Raw genomic sequence first — 19176 nt, forward strand, 5'->3', positions numbered from 1 at the left:
CGCGTCGGTGGCGCCTTTCTGCTTCGCCGAAGCAGAGTGAGCAGAAGTTCAATAATCGCACCCCTGCAGCAGCGCCACTCGTGTGGCCACCAGCTCCTTGTACCATCCCGGCAAAGCGCCATCGCCCATCAAAGGCTTGAGAAAGCCTGCAATTCCCAAGGCTAGAGGTGGGTCGTGCGCGATGGTCTTGAACATGTTCGGCACCACGCCGCGCTGCTCGAGCAGAATGTCGTAAAGCTGGCGAATCTCGGGCGTGACCTGGTCGCGCTCCAGCATCGGAATCCGGCCGTGATCATGACCTTTCATTAGAACGCGTACCTCATGGAGAACTGAATCAGTCGCGGAGTTCCAGCAGTTGAAGTTATATGGCCGAAGCTCGCCGGGTTCTCGATGTCAGTGAACGAGGGCGCGTTGAACGCAGGGTGGTTCCACAGGTTGAAGAAATCGGCGCCGAACTTAAAGTTCTGCCGTTCGGTGATGTGGAATGTCTTGGCCAATGAGAAGTCCCAATTCTGCTGAAACGGCCCGCGGTAGATGTTGCGCCCCAGAGTGCCGTAGCCCTTTACACCGTCGGCGGCGAAAGGGACCGCCGGGACGGGCGCGAAGGCGTTAATGTTGACATAATTGTTGAGCCGATCTTCGGTTCCGCCATGGGTCAGCGCGCTGTCAATGGTTGCGCCCGGCGCCAGATTTGCCGTGGTGGTGTTGGGACTGCTGAGCGAGTAGGCGCTGCCACCAGCAGAGTCAATAATGCTGAAGGGCACGCCCGATTGGAAGGTGGTAATCCCGCTCAAAGCCCAGTGACCCAGCAGCCCGCCGGTGAATCCCTTTGCCGTCGAAAAGAATGGTAAGTCCCAGGTGTAACTGATAACCAGACGATGAGTCCGGTCGAAGTCTGAGAGACCACGGGAAGCATCGAGGCTGGTTTGATCGTTGAAGGCGGTGTTGAATGCCGTGTTGCCGCTGGAGGTGGCGTCAATTGCTTTGGAGAAGGTGTATGAGGTCAGCACGTACACGCCCTTAGACAAGCGATGCGTAAGGCTGGTCTGAAACGAATGATAGTGCGAATAGGCGTCATTCGCGAAAAGCTGATAACCGGAGGGTGCCAAACCTAACGCGGGGGAACGTGCCGCGGCGTTGGTCGCGCTATTTTCCGTAATCCTAAACGTCTGCCCACCGGGCGTGGTGAGCACGATAGGGTTGCTCGGACTCGCTATCCTGGCCTGAATGTTGTCGCGAGTTTCGCGCAAGTGCGTGCCCTTGGTGCCCACGTATCCCACCTCAACGATCCAATCCTTTTTGATTTCACGTTGGACCGTGAGGTTCCATTGCTGAGTGTTGGGGGAAACAAAGTGCCGCGGCACTTCCAGTCCGAACAGGTTAATGGTATTGCCGTCAAAAGCCGGGCACTGTGTGGTGTCCGTGGTCGGAGCACCCGATGCGCAGTCCACGAAGCCCTGAAAGTGCGAGTACACTGGGACGTAGGCGGGATCAATAACCCCAGCGGCCGGAAGTTTTCCCGGTCCCGTGGAGAAAAGTGTGGACATAGTTCCCGGAGGCCCAGAAGCAAATGTGATCGGCAGAATGGGCGTGGTGAAGGACAATTGATCAATGGTTCCAACGTCCTCACGCACGTAAAAGATGCCATAGCCGGCGCGAACGGCAGTGGTGTGGTGACCGCCAACATCGTAGGCAAACCCGATGCGCGGTCCCCAATTTCTCGCATAGTTATTGTTCATTGTAGTTTCGCTGGCAGTGCCGACGAAACCAGGAATCTTGAATCGGTTCACACCTTTTGGGTAGATAAACGGGCTCTGTCCCGCCGCCGCTAGCGCGGCCACCGTATTACCTATGTGATCCAGATTGTCACGAACTGCTCCGGTGATTTCCAACCGCAGGCCGGCATTCATGGTCAGGTTGGGGGTGAGGTTAACGTCGTCCTGACCGAAGAACGCGTAGTCATTGATGCGGTATTCATGGTTGGAAACGCCACTTCCGCCAAACGAAAAGAAGGGCGCGCCTAGCAGGAGGTTCTGAAAATCGGAGCACGGCGCGGGAACTGCGGGATTCGTAAGATCTTTTCCGCAAACGAACGCCGGTAACGAAGTCGGCTGAGGCGACGGCGCAAAGAACAACTCTCCGTTAAACGTTTGCGGAAAGTTCTTGTCCAACAGGATCTTGTCATACTGGCCGCCAAAACGCAGGCGGTGTGTGCCACGTGTCCAGCTCACCGTGTCCAACCAGGTGTAGTTGTTCTGCAGTTGGCTCTGGTCCGCTCCCGGGGTGGGTCCGATGTTAATGGTGGAGAGTGTAAGTTTGTAAATCGTCTTGTAGATGTTGTCATTGGGCCGGTTAATGCCCAGGTCGCCTACGTTGACGATCGGGGTGTTGATCGCCTTGTTATCAATCCGCACGTACCCGAACCGTAGCTCATTGACCACACGTGGACTGAACACGTGGGTTTCCGCCAAGCTGAGAAAGCGATCATGCACCGGTTCGTCCAAGGGGAAGTTCAGGTCACTGGGCACAATCCCTCCGCCGAGGGTCGCGGTCAGTCCACCTGCGCCATAAGGCAGCAGCGACTCAAAGTTGGAGAAAAAGAAACGGCCGGAGAGGTGGTCATTGCCGCCGCGGAATTCGCGGTCCCAATTGGCGGTGAATTGGTCATCGGTATATTTTCCTGGGGTACTGACGGTCAGTTGACCATTAGGCACGGAAGGAATCAGCCAGCCGCCGCCTGCGCCGCCAAACTGGTTACTCTTGAACTGCAGCAGCTTCAGGGCAACAGGATCAATGTTGTTCGCAAACGCTGGGCCTCCCAAAAGAGTAGTGGCCAATGAAGTCGCGGAGCGATCCGTGGGAAGCGACGGGATAATGGTGCTGACGAAGGTCCCCGGAGACAAGCCGCTGCGCTGCCGTGTTCCTTGGTAATTAAAGAAGAAAAAGCCAAGTTTTCCGCTTGGCAGCACCGGGCCGCCCAGGCTGCCTCCGAAGATGTTTTGCTTCACCACCGGACGAGGCTGGCCGTGTCCCTTCAGGAAAAACTCATTGGCGTTCAGCGCATCGTTGCGGAAAAACTCAAATGCATCACCGTGAAAATCCTTGGTGCCGCTCTTCAGAATGGCATTGATGTTGCCTCCGCCATTGCGACCTTGAGTGGCATCGTACAAACTGGTCTGGACTTTGAATTCTTGCACCACGTCCGGACTCGGCAGCGGTGTATTGGTGAGCTCGGCTACGTTGTAGTCGCTGGCACTGATGCCTTCGATCTGATAGTTGTTGTTGTCTTCACGCTGGCCATTCACTTCAATGCGGACATCGCCTCGGCCCAGGGATGCGGAAGCATTCAGGGCGCTGGCCGTACCTGGCGACAAAGTCAGCAATTGCTGAAAGTTTTGCGTCGCCAGGGGCAGGTTGCGGATGGTGCGGGCGTTGATTGACTCCCCAGTGGTGGCGGTCGTGGTCTCCACCGTCTGCACTTCGCTCGTGACTTCAATCTTCTCTTGAACAGTTTCTGGCCGCAGCCTCGCCGTCATACGCGTGGTTTCGGTGATACGGACCACGACATCGGCTACGGTGCCGCTGGCGAATCCGGGGGCAGAAACAGTGATGTCATAGTTGCCGACTGGTAGCAGCGGAGCATTGAACACGCCGCTAGGCTCTGTCTTCACCACGCGCGCCACTTCCCCGGTGCCTTTGTTGACGATGCGCACTTCGGCGTTGGGAACAACCGCGCCGGTGGGATCAGTCACTGTTCCGGTGATGGCGCCGGTAGCGCCGCCTTGGGCAAAAACATTGGCGGGTAAGGCCATCAAGAACAAAAACGAAAGTAAAATGCTTGCAGCTCTTTTCATAACCCACCTCATCCTGAACTTTTCCGCTGGGCGGTTATTCCGAACAGCAGTGCTCGGCTACACGAATGCACGAGCTCGCCGCTTCATATGAAACAGCTTGAGATCAGCGGTATCCCGGGCTAGCCTTACTGGGGATTGGCCCGCAAGTTTACACCTTAGACGGCAACTTGGAAAGACGGTCTCAAGTTTAACTCTGAATTTTTATGGTTCGGAGACGCGCGATTAAAGTCCTTTGTAGGCGCCGCCATCCACAAGAATTGTCTGGCCGGTAACATACGAAGCCCGCTCAGAAGCCAGCCACACGATCGTGTCGGCAAATTCGCGAGGGTCGCCGACGCGCTTCACCGCGCTGTCAACTGCCCAACTTTCGAATATTTCCTTTTCGTTCTTTCCGGTGGCCTTTGCCCGGGTTGTAGCGAGTTGCTTTAGCCGGTCAGTGGCCATGTAGCCTGGGCTCACATTGTTGACCAGAATGCCGTCTTTACCGAATTCGTTGGACAAGCTTTTCATCAACCCAACCACTGCGGCACGGACAGCATTGGAAAGGACAAGATCCGGAACCGGCTGTTTCACCGTGACCGAGGTGATGGTGATGAAGCGGCCCCACTGGTTGCGCTGCATGTGCGGGATCACCTGGTGCGCGAAATAAACCGCGCTCAGGAAATTGAGCTCTGTAGCTCGGCGCCATTCTTCGAGGGTGGTGGCCAGGAAGCCTTTGGCGGGTGGACCACCGGCATTGGTGACACAGATATCAATTCGACCGAAACGCTCTGCCACTTTGGCAACGAAGGCTCGCACCGCTTCCGGATCGGCGACATCCAGCGCCTGGGCGAAGGTCTCCACTTTATGCTTCTTGGAAATCTGTGCAGCCGCGGCGTCGATGCTGGATTGCGTGCGCGAGCACATCGCCAGCTTGCAGCCTTCCGCAGCCAATCCCTCGGCGGTGGCTTTTCCCAACCCCTGGCTCGACGCGGCTACGATTGCCACTCGGTCTTTCAAGCCTGTTTCCATAGGCAAAGGATTATACAAATAACCCTGCGCAGCTCCTCGTGAACTATGACTTGCCCAAGTAGCGCCGCAAAAGGTACGCTGGAGGCTGAGTTTCGAGACCCCAAATGCCTCCGCTTTCCCGTTATGCATGGATGAATGGCGCCTTGGTCGATTCCAAGGACGCAAAGGTCCCCCTGATTAATGCCGGCCTGCACTACGGCATCGCCGTCTTCGAGGGCATCCGTTCGTATGCCACTCAGAATGGCCCTGCGATTTTCCGTCTGGATGAACATGTGGACCGCCTGCTCGATTCGGCAAACGTCATTGGCTTTCATAATCTTCCGGTCACGCGCGAGGGCGTGGTTGATGCCATTAAGAGGACACTGGCCGCCAATGGCTTCGGCGACGCTTATATACGACCGATCATTCACCTCGACGGCGCCATGAACCTGGTGATCGAGTCGGGAACGCTGGAATTCGCGGTTGCGGTTTGGGAGTGGAAGGAATTCTTCGGTAAGGAGGCCAAGCAGCGCGGCATTCGCGCCAACATCGCCTCGTTTACGCGGCACCACCCAAACATCGCGATGACCAAAGCGAAGATCGCCGGCAACTACGTGAACTCGGTGCTGGCAAAAAGCGAATCACAGCGGCTGGGCTTTGACGAAGCCATCATGCTGGACCCAACAGGGTATGTGGCCGAGTGCACGGGCGAGAACTTGTTTGTGGTTCGACGCGGCACCATCTTCACTCCATCCACGGCGGCCATCCTGGAAGGCATTACTCGCGACGCTCTCATCACTTTAGCGCGCGATCTGGGGCACACCGTAGTTGAGGAGCCGATCTCCCGCGACCAGCTTTATATAGCTGATGAGGTATTCGTTTGCGGAACTGCTGCCGAAGTGATCGCGCTGCGCGAAATTGATGGCCGCAAAATCGGCTCCGGGAAGGCTGGTCCGATAACGCTTGCGCTGCAGGATGAATTTGAGGCGCTTACGCGGGGACGACACCGGCGTTCGACTGAATGGCTGACTCCGGTGGAAGTCGGGCAGGGCCGAACTGCGTCAAAAGTGGTTTGAAATATTGTAGCTCGACAGATTGCTAGTCATCGAATTACGCAGAGCTTCGCCCGAAGCTGCAGCCAGGAGCTGAATCATGTCACGCAAAAAATATCGGATTGAGACCGTTGCAGTGCGCGGTGAATCCTTGCCGGAACATAAGAGCGGCCCCATCAACACACCGATTTATCAGAGCTCGACATTCCAGGTGGCCGACAACGACGAGCAGACCGCGGCCATCGCTGGCGACCGGTTTTATACCCGATATGGCAATCCCACCCATACCGTGGTCGAAGAAGCCATTGCGAGCCTGGAAGGCGCCGATGCTGCATTGCTATTCGCTTCCGGAATGGCAGCCATTACCACTTCAGTGTTGGCGTTGATTCGTAAAGGCGATCACATTGTTGCGCAAGCCGATCTTTATGGCGGCGCCCTCAAATTTTTTAGCCAGTGGTTGCCGAAGTTGGGAATCGAAACCTCGTTTGTTGAAACCACGCAGGTCGAAGAATTCGAACGCGTGATCCGGCCCAACACACGATTGATGTATCTGGAGTCACCCACTAACCCAACCCTCAAGCTCCTGGACCTGGAACGCGCGGTGGGAATCGCAAAAAAGCACAACTTGGTCACGCTGATTGATAATACTTTTGCCACGCCCATCAATCAGCGGCCCGCAGAGTTTGGGGTGGATGTTGTGCTGCATTCGGCAACCAAGTATCTAGGTGGCCATGGCGACCTGATCTGTGGCGTCGCCGCTGGACGGCGCGACTTGATTCACGAAATTCATGGCACCCGCACCGAACTGGGCGGGGTGATGGACCCGCACGCGGCATTTCTTCTCCTGCGCGGGATTAAGACCTTGGCAGTTCGGGTGGAGCGGCAGAATGAAAACGCGCTTCGCGTGGCCCAATTTCTGGCAAACAATCCGCGGGTAAAGCGCGTGCACTACCCTTTCCTGAGCACTCATCCTCAGCATGCGCTCGCTGCCAAGCAGATGAATGGCGGCGGTGGCCTGCTCAGCTTTGAGGTTGATGGCAGCGGCGAAGATACTCGGAAGTTTGTAGAGTCACTCAATCTTTTCGCTTTGGCGCCCAGTCTCGGTGGGGTGGACTCGCTGGTTACCATCCCCGTGCTCACATCTCATGCCATGGTCCTGCCGGAGGAAAGAAAGAAGATGGGGATCAGCGATCAATTGGTGCGTCTGGCGATCGGAATTGAGAGCGCGGATGACCTGATCGCGGATCTCGACCAGGCATTCGCTGCCATCACCGCTCGGCAGCACGCCCACGTAGGGTAGACCTGCATGGATTCGACCGTCGCAAGTTGAACTGCAGAGTAGAGTCTCTGCACGTCGGCTTCTCTGCTGCAAGCCGTTCCTGCTCTCGATTTTGGGCCCACCGCCCTTAGCGAATAGCCATCCAACTACTGAGGACACGATGGGATTGTGTAGCTGAGCCACTCTGCCAAAAAATCTTCAAAATAAGGGAGCACAGGGAATGCGAACATATTTGCTAATACCAGCGACACTGCTGATGACAGGGGCGCTTGCCCTGGCACAGAGCACAACGGGTTCCACCAGTACAGGCACAACCGGCAGCACCGCAACTCAGGGCACCACGGCAACGCCGGGTGCGACCACCGGAAGCAGCTCCACTCAGAGCACGACCACCACGACTACTACTCCAGACAGCACTATGCCTGGCCAAACCGGGACGACAACGACGACTCCATCTACCGCTACTCCGAATCAGACTACGACACCGGGGTCAACCAGCACGACTTCACCGAGCACAACGTCCCCGACGCCGGCTCCCAGTGCCAGCTCGCCGAGCGCTACAACGCCAGTACCGGCTCCCAGCACAGCGAGTCCAACACCGAGCACTGCTTCGCCGACGCCCAGCACCACAACGCCTGCAACTACCTCCCCAAGCAGCACCAACACCACGACGCCGAGCACCAGCCCGAGCAACATGCCTCCGAGCACAACATCCCCCAGCACGACTACTCCGGGCAGCACGACGTCGCCGAGCAGCAGTCCGAACACCGCGACTCCGCCGAGCAGCACCAACGGGACCACTCCTCCTGCGAGCAGCACTCCGCCGCAGCGGTAAAGCGGTTACAACTACAAACAAAGGCCGACTGTTGAGGTCGGCCTTATTCTTTCGCGGTACTTTCCGAGATCACTTAGCTGCCCATGACACCGGGATGTCGTGTCCCGCTCCGCGAAGCACTTTTCCGGGTAAAGCATCAGTGGGCTTCCCCCCATCCACCACCGGCACCCCATTCACCAGCACGTATTCCATGCCTTGCGAGAGCTGATTGGGATTCGCGAAGGTCGCCAGATCACGAATGGTTGCGGGATCGAACACCACCACATCTGCCCACATGCCTCTTTTCAGCACACCGCGATCCACCAGCCGCATGCGTTGCGCCGGCAGCGCGCTAAACTTACGGATAACTTCTTCCAGCCGCAGCTTTTTCTCTTCGCGAACATACTTGCGCAGAATGCGAGGAAAAGTGCCATACGCGCGCGGATGCGGATGCTCCTTTCCCAAGATCCCTGTGGGAGCTGTGCCCGAAGAGTCATTGTCCACTGCGACCCAGGGCTGCTGCAGTGCGAGCGCGACATCCGGCTCGGACATTCCGAAAACGGCAACTTCGGTAAAAGCATTGTCCTGAATGAGAAGATCGAAGAGCGCGTCAATGGGATCTTTGTTCCAAAGTTTCGCGACCTCGGCCAGCGTCTTTCCCTGTAACGGGACAAGCTCGGGCTTTTGTACGACCCCAATCAGAATTGATTGTGGCCCGGGAATCTCGTCCCACTCGTTGTCCCAATCCGCGCTCGGATTCTGCATCTCCTTGCGGATGCGGCCGCGTATCGCGGGATCTTTGAGGCGCTCGATCATCTTTGCATCGCCGCCATCGTGTGCCCACGGAGGAATGAATGCTGAAAAACTGTTGAACCATGCCGGATACGCGTAGGTGTCAGCGGCGACATCCACGCCCGATGCACGCGCAGCTTCGATTTTTGCGATCACCTGCGGCATCTTGCCCCAGTTCTGCTTGCCCGCAACCTTCAAGTGCCAAATCTCCACTGGAAGGTGGGCTTCGCGCCCAATGCGTATGGCCTCGTCGAGCGCCGCCATCTCGGCGTCGCCTTCGCTACGCATGTGAGAGGCATAGATGCCGCCGAACCGCGATGCTTCGCTAGCCAGGGCGATCAACTCATCGGTCTTGGCATAGGGAGCGGGCGCGTATTCGAGCGACGTGGAAACGCCGACCGCTCCCTGTTGCATTGCCTGCCGCACCAACTGCTTCATTTGCTCGAGTTCTGCCGGACTGGGCGCGCGATCAACATCGCCGAGCACCATGCGCCGCACCTGGGTTGCGCCCACATAGGTGGCGAGGTTGATGCCCATTCCCTGTTTCTCCAGGCGAGCGAAGTACTGGTCCAGAGTGCGCCAGGTGGGAGTGATCTGCAGGTGATCGAAAGTTACCTGGTCGGCTTTGATGATGGCGTCATTCAGCGGCGCCACCGAGCCGCCCTCGCCGGTGATTTCGGTGGTGATGCCCTGAAAAATCTTGGACGGCAGGTGGGGATTCACCAGGATGGTCAGTTCAGATTGTCCCAGCATGTCAATAAATCCCGGAGCTACTACCATTCCGTGCGCGTCAATGGCTCGCTTGCTGGGTGCATCTGCCAAATTGCCGATGCCTGCGATGCGTCCATCGCGGATTCCAACATCGCCGGAATACCACGGGGAGCCGGTGCCATCAATGATGTGGCCGTTACGGATCACGAGGTCGTAGGGCTGGACCGCGGAGGTTTGAACGGCGGAGGGTTGAACGGCGGAGGGTTGAACGTCGGAGGGTTGAATCTGGCACCAAAGTGATGATCCAAGCGCGAAGACGAACAAGACTATCCACGACAGCCGCTTGAGCATTTTTCCTCCCCAAGAATTGTGGAGAGCATCTTACCTGACCGAGGCTTACACAGTAGGGAAATCGCCGAGATCTCGATTGGGCCAGCGGTCATCTTGTGTGCAGCCGTCGTATAATCTGCACCGCCGATGCGTCGATCATTGCCGCCCTGCTTCTCCACCCTGGCCCAGGTTCGATCCCCATTCAAGTGCAAGCTGCCGCCGGGGCGGGCAGTCATAGGAGAGCTGTATTCGAGCGAGGAATACCGTGAGGGGCTGAGATCTTGAATCGACGAGAATTGCTGAAACTCGCGGTGGGAACAACCGCGGGAGCTTTGGCGCCGGGATTGGTGAAGCCGCTTGTCGCCGCCGCTACGCCGGCGCCGGCCACCAAGCGCACACCTGCGCTCGCCGCCTACGAGCGTCTGCGCTTCGGAGTTTCCTACCACTTCAGCATGAACACGTTCACCGGTGACGATTATGAAACCGGCAAAGTGCCCGCCACCATCTACAACCCAACTCACCTCGATGTGCGGCAGTGGATTCGGGTCGCGCGAGACCTCGGAGCACGCTATGCAGTGCTTACCGCGAAGCACATGTCAGGCTTCTGTCTCTGGGATTCAAAGGGCTATGACTATGATGTGGCCGCGAGCGGCAACAAAACGGACGTAGTCGCGGCGTTCGTCTCAGCCTGCCGCGAATATGGTTTGAAGCCGGGCTTCTATTATTGCATTCTCGACCCCCACAACGAAGGTAAGTTCGACTGGGACGCACCCATCGGGGACAAATATTACCAACTCATCAAGCACCATCTGACGGAGCTGCACTCCAAATATCCGCATACCTTTTACCAGCTCCTCGATATCACCTGGAAGATTTCGCCGGAACAACGATGGGAACTGTATCGGCTCATCAAGCACTACAGCCCGAACTGTATTGTGGTCATGAACCAGGCGTATTACCAGAGCCGGCGCAACCTGGGCCGCATCTGCGAGCCCAAGAGTTGGCCCACGGACGTCATCAACGCTGAGGACACGCTGCCGCCTCCCGAAGGGCACAATCCGCACATTGGGTTCGAGGGCAAAACCTATTACATGCCCATGGAGGCGTGGATCCCGACCGGGCCGCCATACAAGCCGCTGCCTCCGATGCATAGTTGGTTTTGGCGCGAGGAGTTCAGAACCATGGATGCGGCTAACATCGCGCAGGTGTATCGCGACTGCATGCAGCGCAATTGCAATCTGCTGCTGAATTTATCTCCCGATAAACGTGGCCTCCTGCCGGACGAGGCGGTTGAAACACTGCGAGAAGTGGCGAAGCGTATTAAGGCGAAGCGTATTAAGAAGTGATCGGCGATTTTTTAGAAGACCTTATTTATCTCCGCACCTCCGTTATATTGCCGCCGCTTAGCAACCTGTGGAACTCTCAAATTGACATGGAACTCCAAACTGTGGGAAGTGTGGCTTCCAAGGATGCACGTGGGGACACCAACTTAGGGCAATCCGCCCATTCGGCTGAGATCCAGGCACAGATTCAGGGGCTCTCCGGACGCGACTGGCAACTATGGGGCATTGGGAGCCTTGTGATTCTGGTGCTTACAGTGGGTTTTTTGACACTCGTCCGACCCAACCTACCCGCGGAAGCGAGCCCCATGCTGGTGGATAACCGTTACCTGCCTCAGCTCTTTCTGGGACTGGTTTCTCTGGTAGTCCTGCTGAATGTCTATTTAGTCGCGCAGCGGCGGTCCCTGGATCATACGCGGCGGAGACTGGTTCGCGAACTGGTGTTCAACGAACGCATTGAACATTTTTCGCTGGTGGATCCTCTCACTCAACTTCTCAATCGGCGCGGAATGGAGCAGATTACTCCGCGGGAGATTTCACGCGCTAATCGCCTGGGAAGCAACTTGATTTTTGTGCTGCTCGATCTGCGGGACTTCAAGGGATTGAACGCTCGATTAGGACAAACAGCCGGCGACCAACTGCTCATCCATTTTGCCAGGCTCCTCACCAGCACATTCCGCGGGGGCGATGGCCTTTATCGCTATGGCGGTGACGAGTTTCTTGTAGTGATGCCGGATACCACGGAAGCCGAAGTTGAGCCGTCGATCAGCCGGCTCGCGAAGAAAGTAGATCTTTGGAATGTCAGCAGCAATGCGCCTTACGAAATGGCGTTCGACTGGGTAGCCACTCCCTACGTTCCGGCGCTCACACTAATTGACGTATTGCGCCGGGCCGAGGACAACATGCTCCTGAAAAAACATCCGCCGCTCGCCCAGCCCAATAAAAAAGTGGAGATGATGCCTAGGCCGTCGGGCGCCGGCGCCGCCGCCGGGAAGTAAAGGGGTCCATTCACTAGATTCCACAGCTGCACCCGAAGAACTCCTTGCAGTCTGCTGGCGGAGCGTAGAAGCCCGACGGAACCTTGGCCACATGTAGTCTTCCCGTGATCACCATGGATAATCTCCCCGTCTGAGGATTTCATCAGCAGCATTACTGCTACAATTTCACCGATTCCTGCACAGAGATGTGGATCGCAGGGAGAGCTATATTTTTCATAGGAGGCGCACCGTCATGATGTCCGCCCGTTCAAAGAAGGACATGGAGGGCCTCACCCTGGATATTCAGGAAGTCAGGCTAATCAGCGATCTTCGGATCATGCATTCGAAGGTGGATGAACTGCATAACATTGTTGAGAACCTACAACACAGGCACAATGAAGCGGATATAGTGAAATATGCGGATTACGAGATCCTGGCAGAAGACATACGCAAAGTGGACGAAATCTACCTGTGGTTCGTGAAGGTGAAGGAAGAGAGAGAAGGTTCAAGGCTTGGTGACTGATTAATGTGTCCGGCCCAGAGCCGCTGCTGCCTGGTCTTCGCCGAGCCAACACCCCAGCCGAGCAGTATTATAAGGTGAGGCGATTGCCCGGGTGGCGAAACTGGCAGACGCACGGGACTTAAAATCCCGGGCCCCGAAAGGGGCGTGCCGGTTCAATTCCGGCCCCGGGCACCAGGTTTTGGGAGAGAGATCGCTCGGCCTCGCTCGGAATTTCGGCTACCACCGATACGCAGTGCCCAGTGGCAGCAGCCAGCGACAGACTGCGCAACCGACCGTCAGCTAATTCACCGACCGGACCATATCTGGGGTTAAAAACACGAAGCTACAGCCGCTTGTTAAGTAACAGCTCAAAATCCCTCTTCGAACCAAACGAGTGGGACCGTCGTCGGGCAAAGGCGTTTTGAAATTTAATGAGCTGAGAACCTTGTCGGCCGATTTCAGCTTATCCGAGCCGCTGATGAACTTCACCTCTTCCACTTTGGATCCTTGCCCCAGCACCAGGAAGAACTCGGCACTCGCCGTTTCTGGCGTAATTCGACGCAGTTTGAATGTCCGGCGAAGGCTCAAATCCGCAGCCACGCTGTTATCAAGCCGATCTGAAGTCGTCTTGCCGTTCAGGTGCTCAAGCCGCAGTTGCGTCTCGGGCATCCGACCGGATACTCCCGCAGCAGCAAGTGCAAGTTGATACGTGTACACTGCCTGCTGTTTCTTATGCTCCTGCTCATAGACCTGGCCGAGGTGGTCCCCTATCACCGACCATTGAGAGAGCGTCCACGCAGCATCCAAGTATTTCTCCGCGCGGTCTAGATTTCCCATGCGGAAATGTACCCATCCTAGAGTGTCCCAAAAGGCGGCCAAACTTTGGGTGTAGCCTAGGTCCTCTTTCTTCAACTCGGCCAACTTTACTTTCGCAGAGGCTTCTTCCTCTTCCCGCACCGCTTTTTCTGCGTACTGAAGTGCCAACGGCAATTGTTTATTGGCTTCCGCCAATGCGTATGCAGCATTATTGAACCACACCGGCTTGGGATCGAGTTCGAGGCCTTTCTTGAGTTCGGCTACTCCTTTCGCCTCGTCGCCCGCCCGCACGTAGCTTGACCCAAGTCGCAGGTGCAGATCCGGATTGTCGGGGGCCAGCTTAACAGCCGACTCCAATGCGGCACTCGCCTCACTGTAACGCTTTGATAGAAAGAACGTGGCGGCGAGATTGGAAAAATTGTCAGGGTCGTCAGGTTCGAGTGAAATTACCTGTCGCCAAACCGGAATGGCGTCGTCCGGCTTCTTCATGGTCATGAGAGTAAAAGCCAAGGCTTTATAGCTCAGCGGCTGCTGCGGGTCATTGGTGATGGCAGAGTGATAAGCCTGGAGCGCAAGGTCCATCTGCCTTTCATACTTGTAGATGTCTGCCATCCAGAGCCAGGCGCGCGTGAATTTAGGATCAAGCTCGACGGCATGTTTCAGAGAAGCGATTTCTCCCGCGGTATCGTGTCTCTGGTATCCGTCTTTCGCTTCATCATAGGCCCGAGCTGCTTCTGGATTGTCACTGTACGGAAGTTCCCAAACAGCATCCATATAGGAAAATGGCGTGACCCCGCCATTCTCGGAAAGAGCGATATAGAAGTTCTGGTCGTTATTGATTGACTTCACGAATTTCTTGTAGGCGTCATAGTCGCTGAGCGAAACTTCGCGGACCCTCACAAGCAGCTTGCGGTCGGCCTTGAGCACTCCATTCTTGACGCTATACCTGGCGTGGTACTCGCCAAAATTTTCCTTTAGATCTACTTTCGCAGGGAGTAACGGCCGATAGCCTTTCGGAAGTTCGACTGCGGATTCGAGATCCATGTCCCGCGCAGAGCCCAGCCAAACCGGATGTGATGGTTTGGTCTCCGGATCTGGCAACAATATTGGCGGAAGTGGCGGTGTAATGCGCCGATTAGACCAGTCTGAATATTCCTTGCGTGTGTATTTATAGTTCCAATGTAATGGTTCATTGATTTTTTCAGGAGAGCTGGCGGTTACTTCGCTCACGTCCCCACCAAATCCTGAACCGTAAGAGATCTGTTGGATCAGATCCTTCCATTGGGGCATGGGGACTCGGCGAAAGGCACTGCGTAGCACGACCTCACTGTCATCGCCGGCTACCGAGTGCTCAACTTTCCCTTCGAGCGTGCCGGCCGCGCTGAGCTTGGCATCAATTCGGAATGTCCGCAGCGCAGGGATCGCCGGATCAGTTGCGCTGGTCACCAAGGTGGCCGGTTTATCACCCGCAATGACCAAGGCAGATTTGTCGCGCAAAGCACTGAGAAGGTATGCAAATGGCGCGACCTCTGCAGTGCTGTCAAGCCAAATGAAGTCGGTCCCCTTTGGCACCGCCGTCACCACATGATCGAACTGCCCTGGAGAGGGGACATCGGCATCGATTTCGTGCGAACTGTTGATGAGCGCCGCGTAAGCTCTTATGCCCACCGCATCAAACAGCGAGGCCAACAAAGTATGTTTATCCTTGCAGTCGCCATACTGATTGGCCATCACCTCAGCCGCGGAGTGCGGCTGGTATCGCCCAATGCCAAAAGCTATTCCTATGTACCGAAACTGTGTGCTGACGTAGTCGTAGATGGCATGCATCTTGCTGTTTTCGTCAGTTGCGGCTTTCGTCAGTTCAGCCGCCTTTGCACGAACTTCCGGGCTTGGTGATATGCGCTCTCGTTGCAGCTTGTTGTACCAGGCACCCACTTCTTCCCAGCTTTGGAAAGAAGATAGCTGGACCTGGGGTGGAGGTAACTTCCCTCGAGCCGCCAGATAGACGTTCTCTTCCTGCTCTTTCTCCTGTTGCTCAGGCGACGGATGCTGCAGCTGGGAGGTTGTCCACGTGAACAAGCGGCGTTTGCCAACTTCCGTGATCACCGGCTTGGAATCATGGCTCTTCCACTGCACGGTCCGCTCCCGGGGAACACTGACTTGGACCTCTTCGTGAAGGATGATGGAATCGTGCGGGAAATTAAACGCAGTCCAGAACTGTCCAGGAGCCAGGGGCTTGGTTAGGGCCGAGCGGGTGTGCCACTCCAGCACATCAGACACGCTGAGGCCCTTAACTGCCACTTGTTTCTCCCGTAAATCGCTGTAAAACGGGGCTTGGCGGGTGATTTCAGACGGCATGTCCTGAATGTTTTCTGCGGGGGTGGTCACTACCGTACCGTCCGGCTTGTGCACACGAATGTAATCAATTTCAACGTTTTCCACCGCACCCTGGTAAGGAAATGTCAGCACCCCGAAGCGCTTCAGGCCGGAATCGGATTGGATGCGCACGCGTACCGAACTCTCCCGTGTCCCCGTACCGTCGTTTTCGAAAACGATTTTGGTGGAATCCTCTTCATCTACGAATGGCTCTTTGGAGTAATCCGGCTTGGCGTCGGCAGGTTTGGAATCGGCAGGTTTGGCGTCACCAGGTTTGGCGTCAGCAGGTTTGGAATCGGCCGGCTTAGTGCTTTCAGGTTTGGAGGTCTGTGACCCGGCAATTGGCGCAAAACAGGAAACTAGACATAACGTCAATACCACACTGCTAATTCTCATTCATAACCTACGAAAACGGAATGGTCTCACGCCGCCGCTCAAGCCGGCGGCGACGAGTAATGTACCCCGATGGGGCCGACAGTTCAAACTGAAGTTAATGTCTGTTCCAAATTTCGGAATGCTTCACGGTGGTAGATGTTTGTTTTGAAAGCTTAATTTTGTTGACTAGCCGAGCACCTTCGACGTAATGTGTGCCGCACTGTTGCTCTAGCGCTGGAATCCGGCAAACATAAGAAAACACAGTACTGCAGGTTCCACGGCGCGGGGGTCTCGTTTTTAGACCGGAACTCTGGAATTTGGCATCATAGTAGGAGTGCCATGAGGATCAACTGGGTTCATCCCATAATCGGAGTTCTAATCTGTGGCTCCGCTGCCGCATTGACGGCAATACGTTACTTTGGCCATCCTGCGCCTGAGAACTTGCCGCTGGTTTTCCTTATTGTTGTGCTCTGTGTATCGCTCCGCTTCGGTGTGAGTGCCGGCATAGTGGGTTGTATCGTTTCCGCGCTGATCTTCGCCGTGTTCACCTATAGACCCATTGGCAGCCTCGCCGTTTCCGATGAAGGCGCGCGCGCCAATCTTGGCTGGATGGTGCTGGCAGGAGTCGCCCTTTCGTATCTGCTTTCCCCGCCGAGCGGCCGGCACACCCACCACCGGCAGTAGCGCCTGATCTGCAATGGCTTCGTTTTCCACACTTTATTACATCCTCTACGCTGATCACCTTATTGAGTGTTTCCCACGATCGCCCTAAGGTCAGTGCAACAAATCAAATTTGGCGCCGCGGGAGAAGTGTATGAGCGAGAAAGTCACGGAATTGCGAGTCGGCTTGGACGCAGGTGTGATGCCACCTGCGAAGATCAAAGTGATTGGGGTTGGTGGAGGCGGTGTTAACGCCGTTAACCGCATGATTGAGGCCCGGCTCGAAGGGGTTGAATTTGTGGTGGCCAACACCGATCTGCAATCCCTACGCAGCTCGCGCGCGCCCGTGAAGATTCAGCTCGGCAGCAAACTCAGCAATGGCTTAGGCGCGGGGGCCAATCCCGAGATCGGCCGTAAAGCAGCGCTTGAAGACACGGACAAACTCCTGGACGCCCTGGAGGGCGCGGACATGGTTTTTGTCACGGCTGGACTCGGTGGCGGCACCGGCACCGGAGCTGCTCCCATCATTGCCTCGTTGGCGGCAGAATTGGGATCGCTCACCGTGGCCGTGGTCACCAAGCCTTTCAAATTCGAAGGTAAACGCCGCATGCAGCAGGCTGAATCCGGAGTGTCGGAACTCATGCACTCCGTGGGCACGGTCATCGTTATCCCCAATGAAAAGCTATTGACGGTGGCTGAAGACGCCGGATTTTTCGAGTCCTTCCGTGTGGCCGACGATGTCTTGCGGCAGGCCGTCCAGGGCATTTCAGACATCATCACGATTCCCGGCATTATCAACCGCGACTTCGCCGACGTCCGCACCACCATGGAGGGTATGGGCTATGCGGTGATGGGTACCGCTCGCGCCAGCGGGGAGCGCCGCGCCATGGAGGCCGCCAAGCGCGCCGTCTCGTCGCCTTTGCTGGATAACGGCGGTATCTTTGGCGCACGGGGTCTTCTGATCAACATTACCGGCTCGAGCACGCTTACCTTGCACGAGGTCAATGAGGCCTGCGGCATCATCCAGGGCGCGGCCGACGACGACGCCAACATCATCTTCGGTGCTGTGCTTGACGAAAGCATGAAAGACGAGATCAAGATCACCGTGATCGCCACCGGCTTCCGCTATGACGCTACCGAGCAGCGGGACCCCGGGATTTCTTCCGCGTCGCTCGCCATTTCGCAGGCCAGGATTGCATCCAGCTATAAAGCACGGGAAGTTAACGAGAGATTGGCACCGGCTGAGCCGCTCCGTGCGGCAGTAAACCAGAGCTAAGAAGGGTCACCGATCCACGTTCCAGACGCGGGGAGGTGGCCTCTTGTATTCACCCGAACTGAGCGGCAGCCGGATTTAAACTAAATGTCCCCGCCAGGAGTACTTCGCTGCAACCCGGCTTTGCGCCTGTGCTTCTCTCAATATGGAGGAGCTAACGATGCAGAGCGCGGTTGGAATCTTTCGTTCGATTTCTGAGGCCAATGAAGCCGTGGCCGATCTTCGTGCAGCCGGAATTCCCCAGGAAAAGATTAACCTGCTCACCCCCGGCGACCTTAATACTGTAGAGCAAGAACTCGCCCAGCTTCCCAAAAGTGAGACCGAGCAGCCGGGCATTGGGAAAGGAATCGGCGCCCTCGTCGGTGGCGCAATCGGTGCGGCGGGCGGGCTCTCGGCAGGTTCGGCGATAGCTAGCTTATTTATTCCCGGCATTGGACCCGTAATTGCCGCCGGACTGGCAGCTGCCGGTCTTCTGGGCGTAGGGGGTGCCGCGGTCGGAGCGGCTGCGGGCGAGAAATTCGAAACTGCAAACACCGCCGGGCTTCCCGAGGATGAGATCTTCTTCTACGAAGATGCGTTGCGGCGGGGCCGTACGGTAGTTGTGGTCTTCAGCGACGAAAATCAGCAGTTGGAAGCCGCAAGGAAGATCTTTGCCGCCCGAGGGGCGGAGAGCATTGACGCGGCACGTGAGACCTGGTGGATCGGCCTGCGGGACGCGGAACAGGAACACTATCAAGCCCCTGGGGACAGCGCCGCCGAGCGCGAGCGCACTTACCGGTCAGGATATGAAGCCGCTCTACGGCCTGACACTCGCGGAAAAACCTATGCGGAGTGTAAAGAGTTGCTCAGCCGAACCTCTCCTCAGATTTGTGAAGATCCTATTTTCGTGCGCGGATATGAGCGCGGACGAGAGTACGGGCAAAGGCTGAGAAGCTCAACCGGGGACAAGCCGCAACGACGAGTTGCGTAGTTCGTGTCCGCAAGCTCCGAAGCAGTCGCATAGGCTGTTCGCGTCTGTACGGAATCCGGGAGTTC

The 19176-nt window shown here is 56.6% G+C and carries 13 protein-coding genes, 1 tRNA gene and 1 pseudogene; 9 read left to right on the top strand and 6 right to left on the bottom strand.

Translation table 11 applies throughout. The features are described 5' to 3' along the window. Positions 1-48: 48 nt before the first annotated feature. The 3 genes from VFA76_09820 to VFA76_09830 form a co-directional block, all read right to left on the bottom strand. Positions 49-306, bottom strand: coding sequence for a hypothetical protein (locus VFA76_09820; GenBank protein ID HZR32135.1), 258 nt, complete (start codon positions 304-306; stop codon positions 49-51). Further along, positions 306-3854, bottom strand: coding sequence for a carboxypeptidase-like regulatory domain-containing protein (locus tag VFA76_09825; protein HZR32136.1), 3549 nt, complete (start codon positions 3852-3854; stop codon positions 306-308). The genes VFA76_09820 and VFA76_09825 overlap by 1 nt, the downstream gene beginning before the upstream one ends. Before the next feature lie 222 nt (positions 3855-4076). Continuing rightward, entirely contained in the window at positions 4077-4841 is a 765-nt protein-coding gene (locus VFA76_09830) for an SDR family oxidoreductase (protein HZR32137.1), read from the bottom strand. A gap of 128 nt (positions 4842-4969) precedes the next feature. Between VFA76_09830 and VFA76_09835 the strand changes: the two genes are divergently transcribed. Together VFA76_09835 and VFA76_09840 are read left to right on the top strand one after the other, a co-directional pair. After that, complete coding sequence (locus VFA76_09835) at positions 4970-5920, top strand: branched-chain amino acid transaminase (protein HZR32138.1); 951 nt, start codon at positions 4970-4972, stop codon at positions 5918-5920. Between the two features lie 76 nt (positions 5921-5996). Beyond that, positions 5997-7196: an aminotransferase class I/II-fold pyridoxal phosphate-dependent enzyme gene (locus VFA76_09840; GenBank protein ID HZR32139.1), complete on the top strand. Its 1200-nt coding sequence runs from the start codon at positions 5997-5999 to the stop codon at positions 7194-7196. 450 nt (positions 7197-7646) lie between these two features. Here the strand turns inward: VFA76_09840 and VFA76_09845 are convergent, their stop codons facing one another. Together VFA76_09845 and VFA76_09850 are read right to left on the bottom strand one after the other, a co-directional pair. Continuing rightward, a complete protein-coding gene (locus VFA76_09845) occupies positions 7647-7994 on the bottom strand; it encodes a hypothetical protein (protein HZR32140.1) in 348 nt (115 codons plus the stop codon). Positions 7995-8079: 85 nt separating this feature from the next. Further along, positions 8080-9843, bottom strand: coding sequence for a D-aminoacylase (locus VFA76_09850; protein ID HZR32141.1), 1764 nt, complete (start codon positions 9841-9843; stop codon positions 8080-8082). 260 nt (positions 9844-10103) lie between these two features. Between VFA76_09850 and VFA76_09855 the strand changes: the two genes are divergently transcribed. The 4 genes from VFA76_09855 to VFA76_09870 all read left to right on the top strand — a co-directional run bounded on the left by VFA76_09855 (position 10104) and on the right by VFA76_09870 (position 12836). Further along, positions 10104-11168 (top strand): alpha-L-fucosidase, encoded by a 1065-nt coding sequence (locus VFA76_09855; protein ID HZR32142.1) that lies wholly within the window; start codon positions 10104-10106, stop codon positions 11166-11168. Positions 11169-11254: 86 nt separating this feature from the next. Continuing rightward, positions 11255-12160: a GGDEF domain-containing protein gene (locus VFA76_09860; protein HZR32143.1), complete on the top strand. Its 906-nt coding sequence runs from the start codon at positions 11255-11257 to the stop codon at positions 12158-12160. Between the two features lie 232 nt (positions 12161-12392). Beyond that, positions 12393-12662, top strand: a complete 270-nt coding sequence (locus VFA76_09865) for a hypothetical protein (protein HZR32144.1) — start codon at positions 12393-12395, stop codon at positions 12660-12662. An 85-nt stretch (positions 12663-12747) separates the two neighbouring features. Further along, positions 12748-12836: transfer RNA gene (locus tag VFA76_09870), tRNA-Leu, on the top strand. 105 nt (positions 12837-12941) lie between these two features. On the opposite strand, the gene VFA76_09875 is transcribed toward VFA76_09870, so the two are convergent. Continuing rightward, a complete protein-coding gene (locus VFA76_09875) occupies positions 12942-16229 on the bottom strand; it encodes a DUF3857 domain-containing protein (protein ID HZR32145.1) in 3288 nt (1095 codons plus the stop codon). 318 nt (positions 16230-16547) lie between these two features. Between VFA76_09875 and VFA76_09880 the strand changes: the two genes are divergently transcribed. From VFA76_09880 to VFA76_09890, 3 genes and pseudogenes are all read left to right on the top strand, one after another. Further along, complete coding sequence (locus VFA76_09880; GenBank protein HZR32146.1) at positions 16548-16892, top strand: DUF4118 domain-containing protein; 345 nt, start codon at positions 16548-16550, stop codon at positions 16890-16892. Positions 16893-17022: 130 nt separating this feature from the next. Continuing rightward, positions 17023-18009: pseudogene (ftsZ, locus tag VFA76_09885) on the top strand (cell division protein FtsZ). Between the two features lie 292 nt (positions 18010-18301). After that, entirely contained in the window at positions 18302-19111 is an 810-nt protein-coding gene (locus VFA76_09890) for a hypothetical protein (protein HZR32147.1), read from the top strand. Positions 19112-19176 lie beyond the last annotated feature (65 nt).

Source organism: Terriglobales bacterium, assembly GCA_035651655.1.
Lineage (GTDB): Bacteria > Acidobacteriota > Terriglobia > Terriglobales > Acidobacteriaceae > DASRFG01.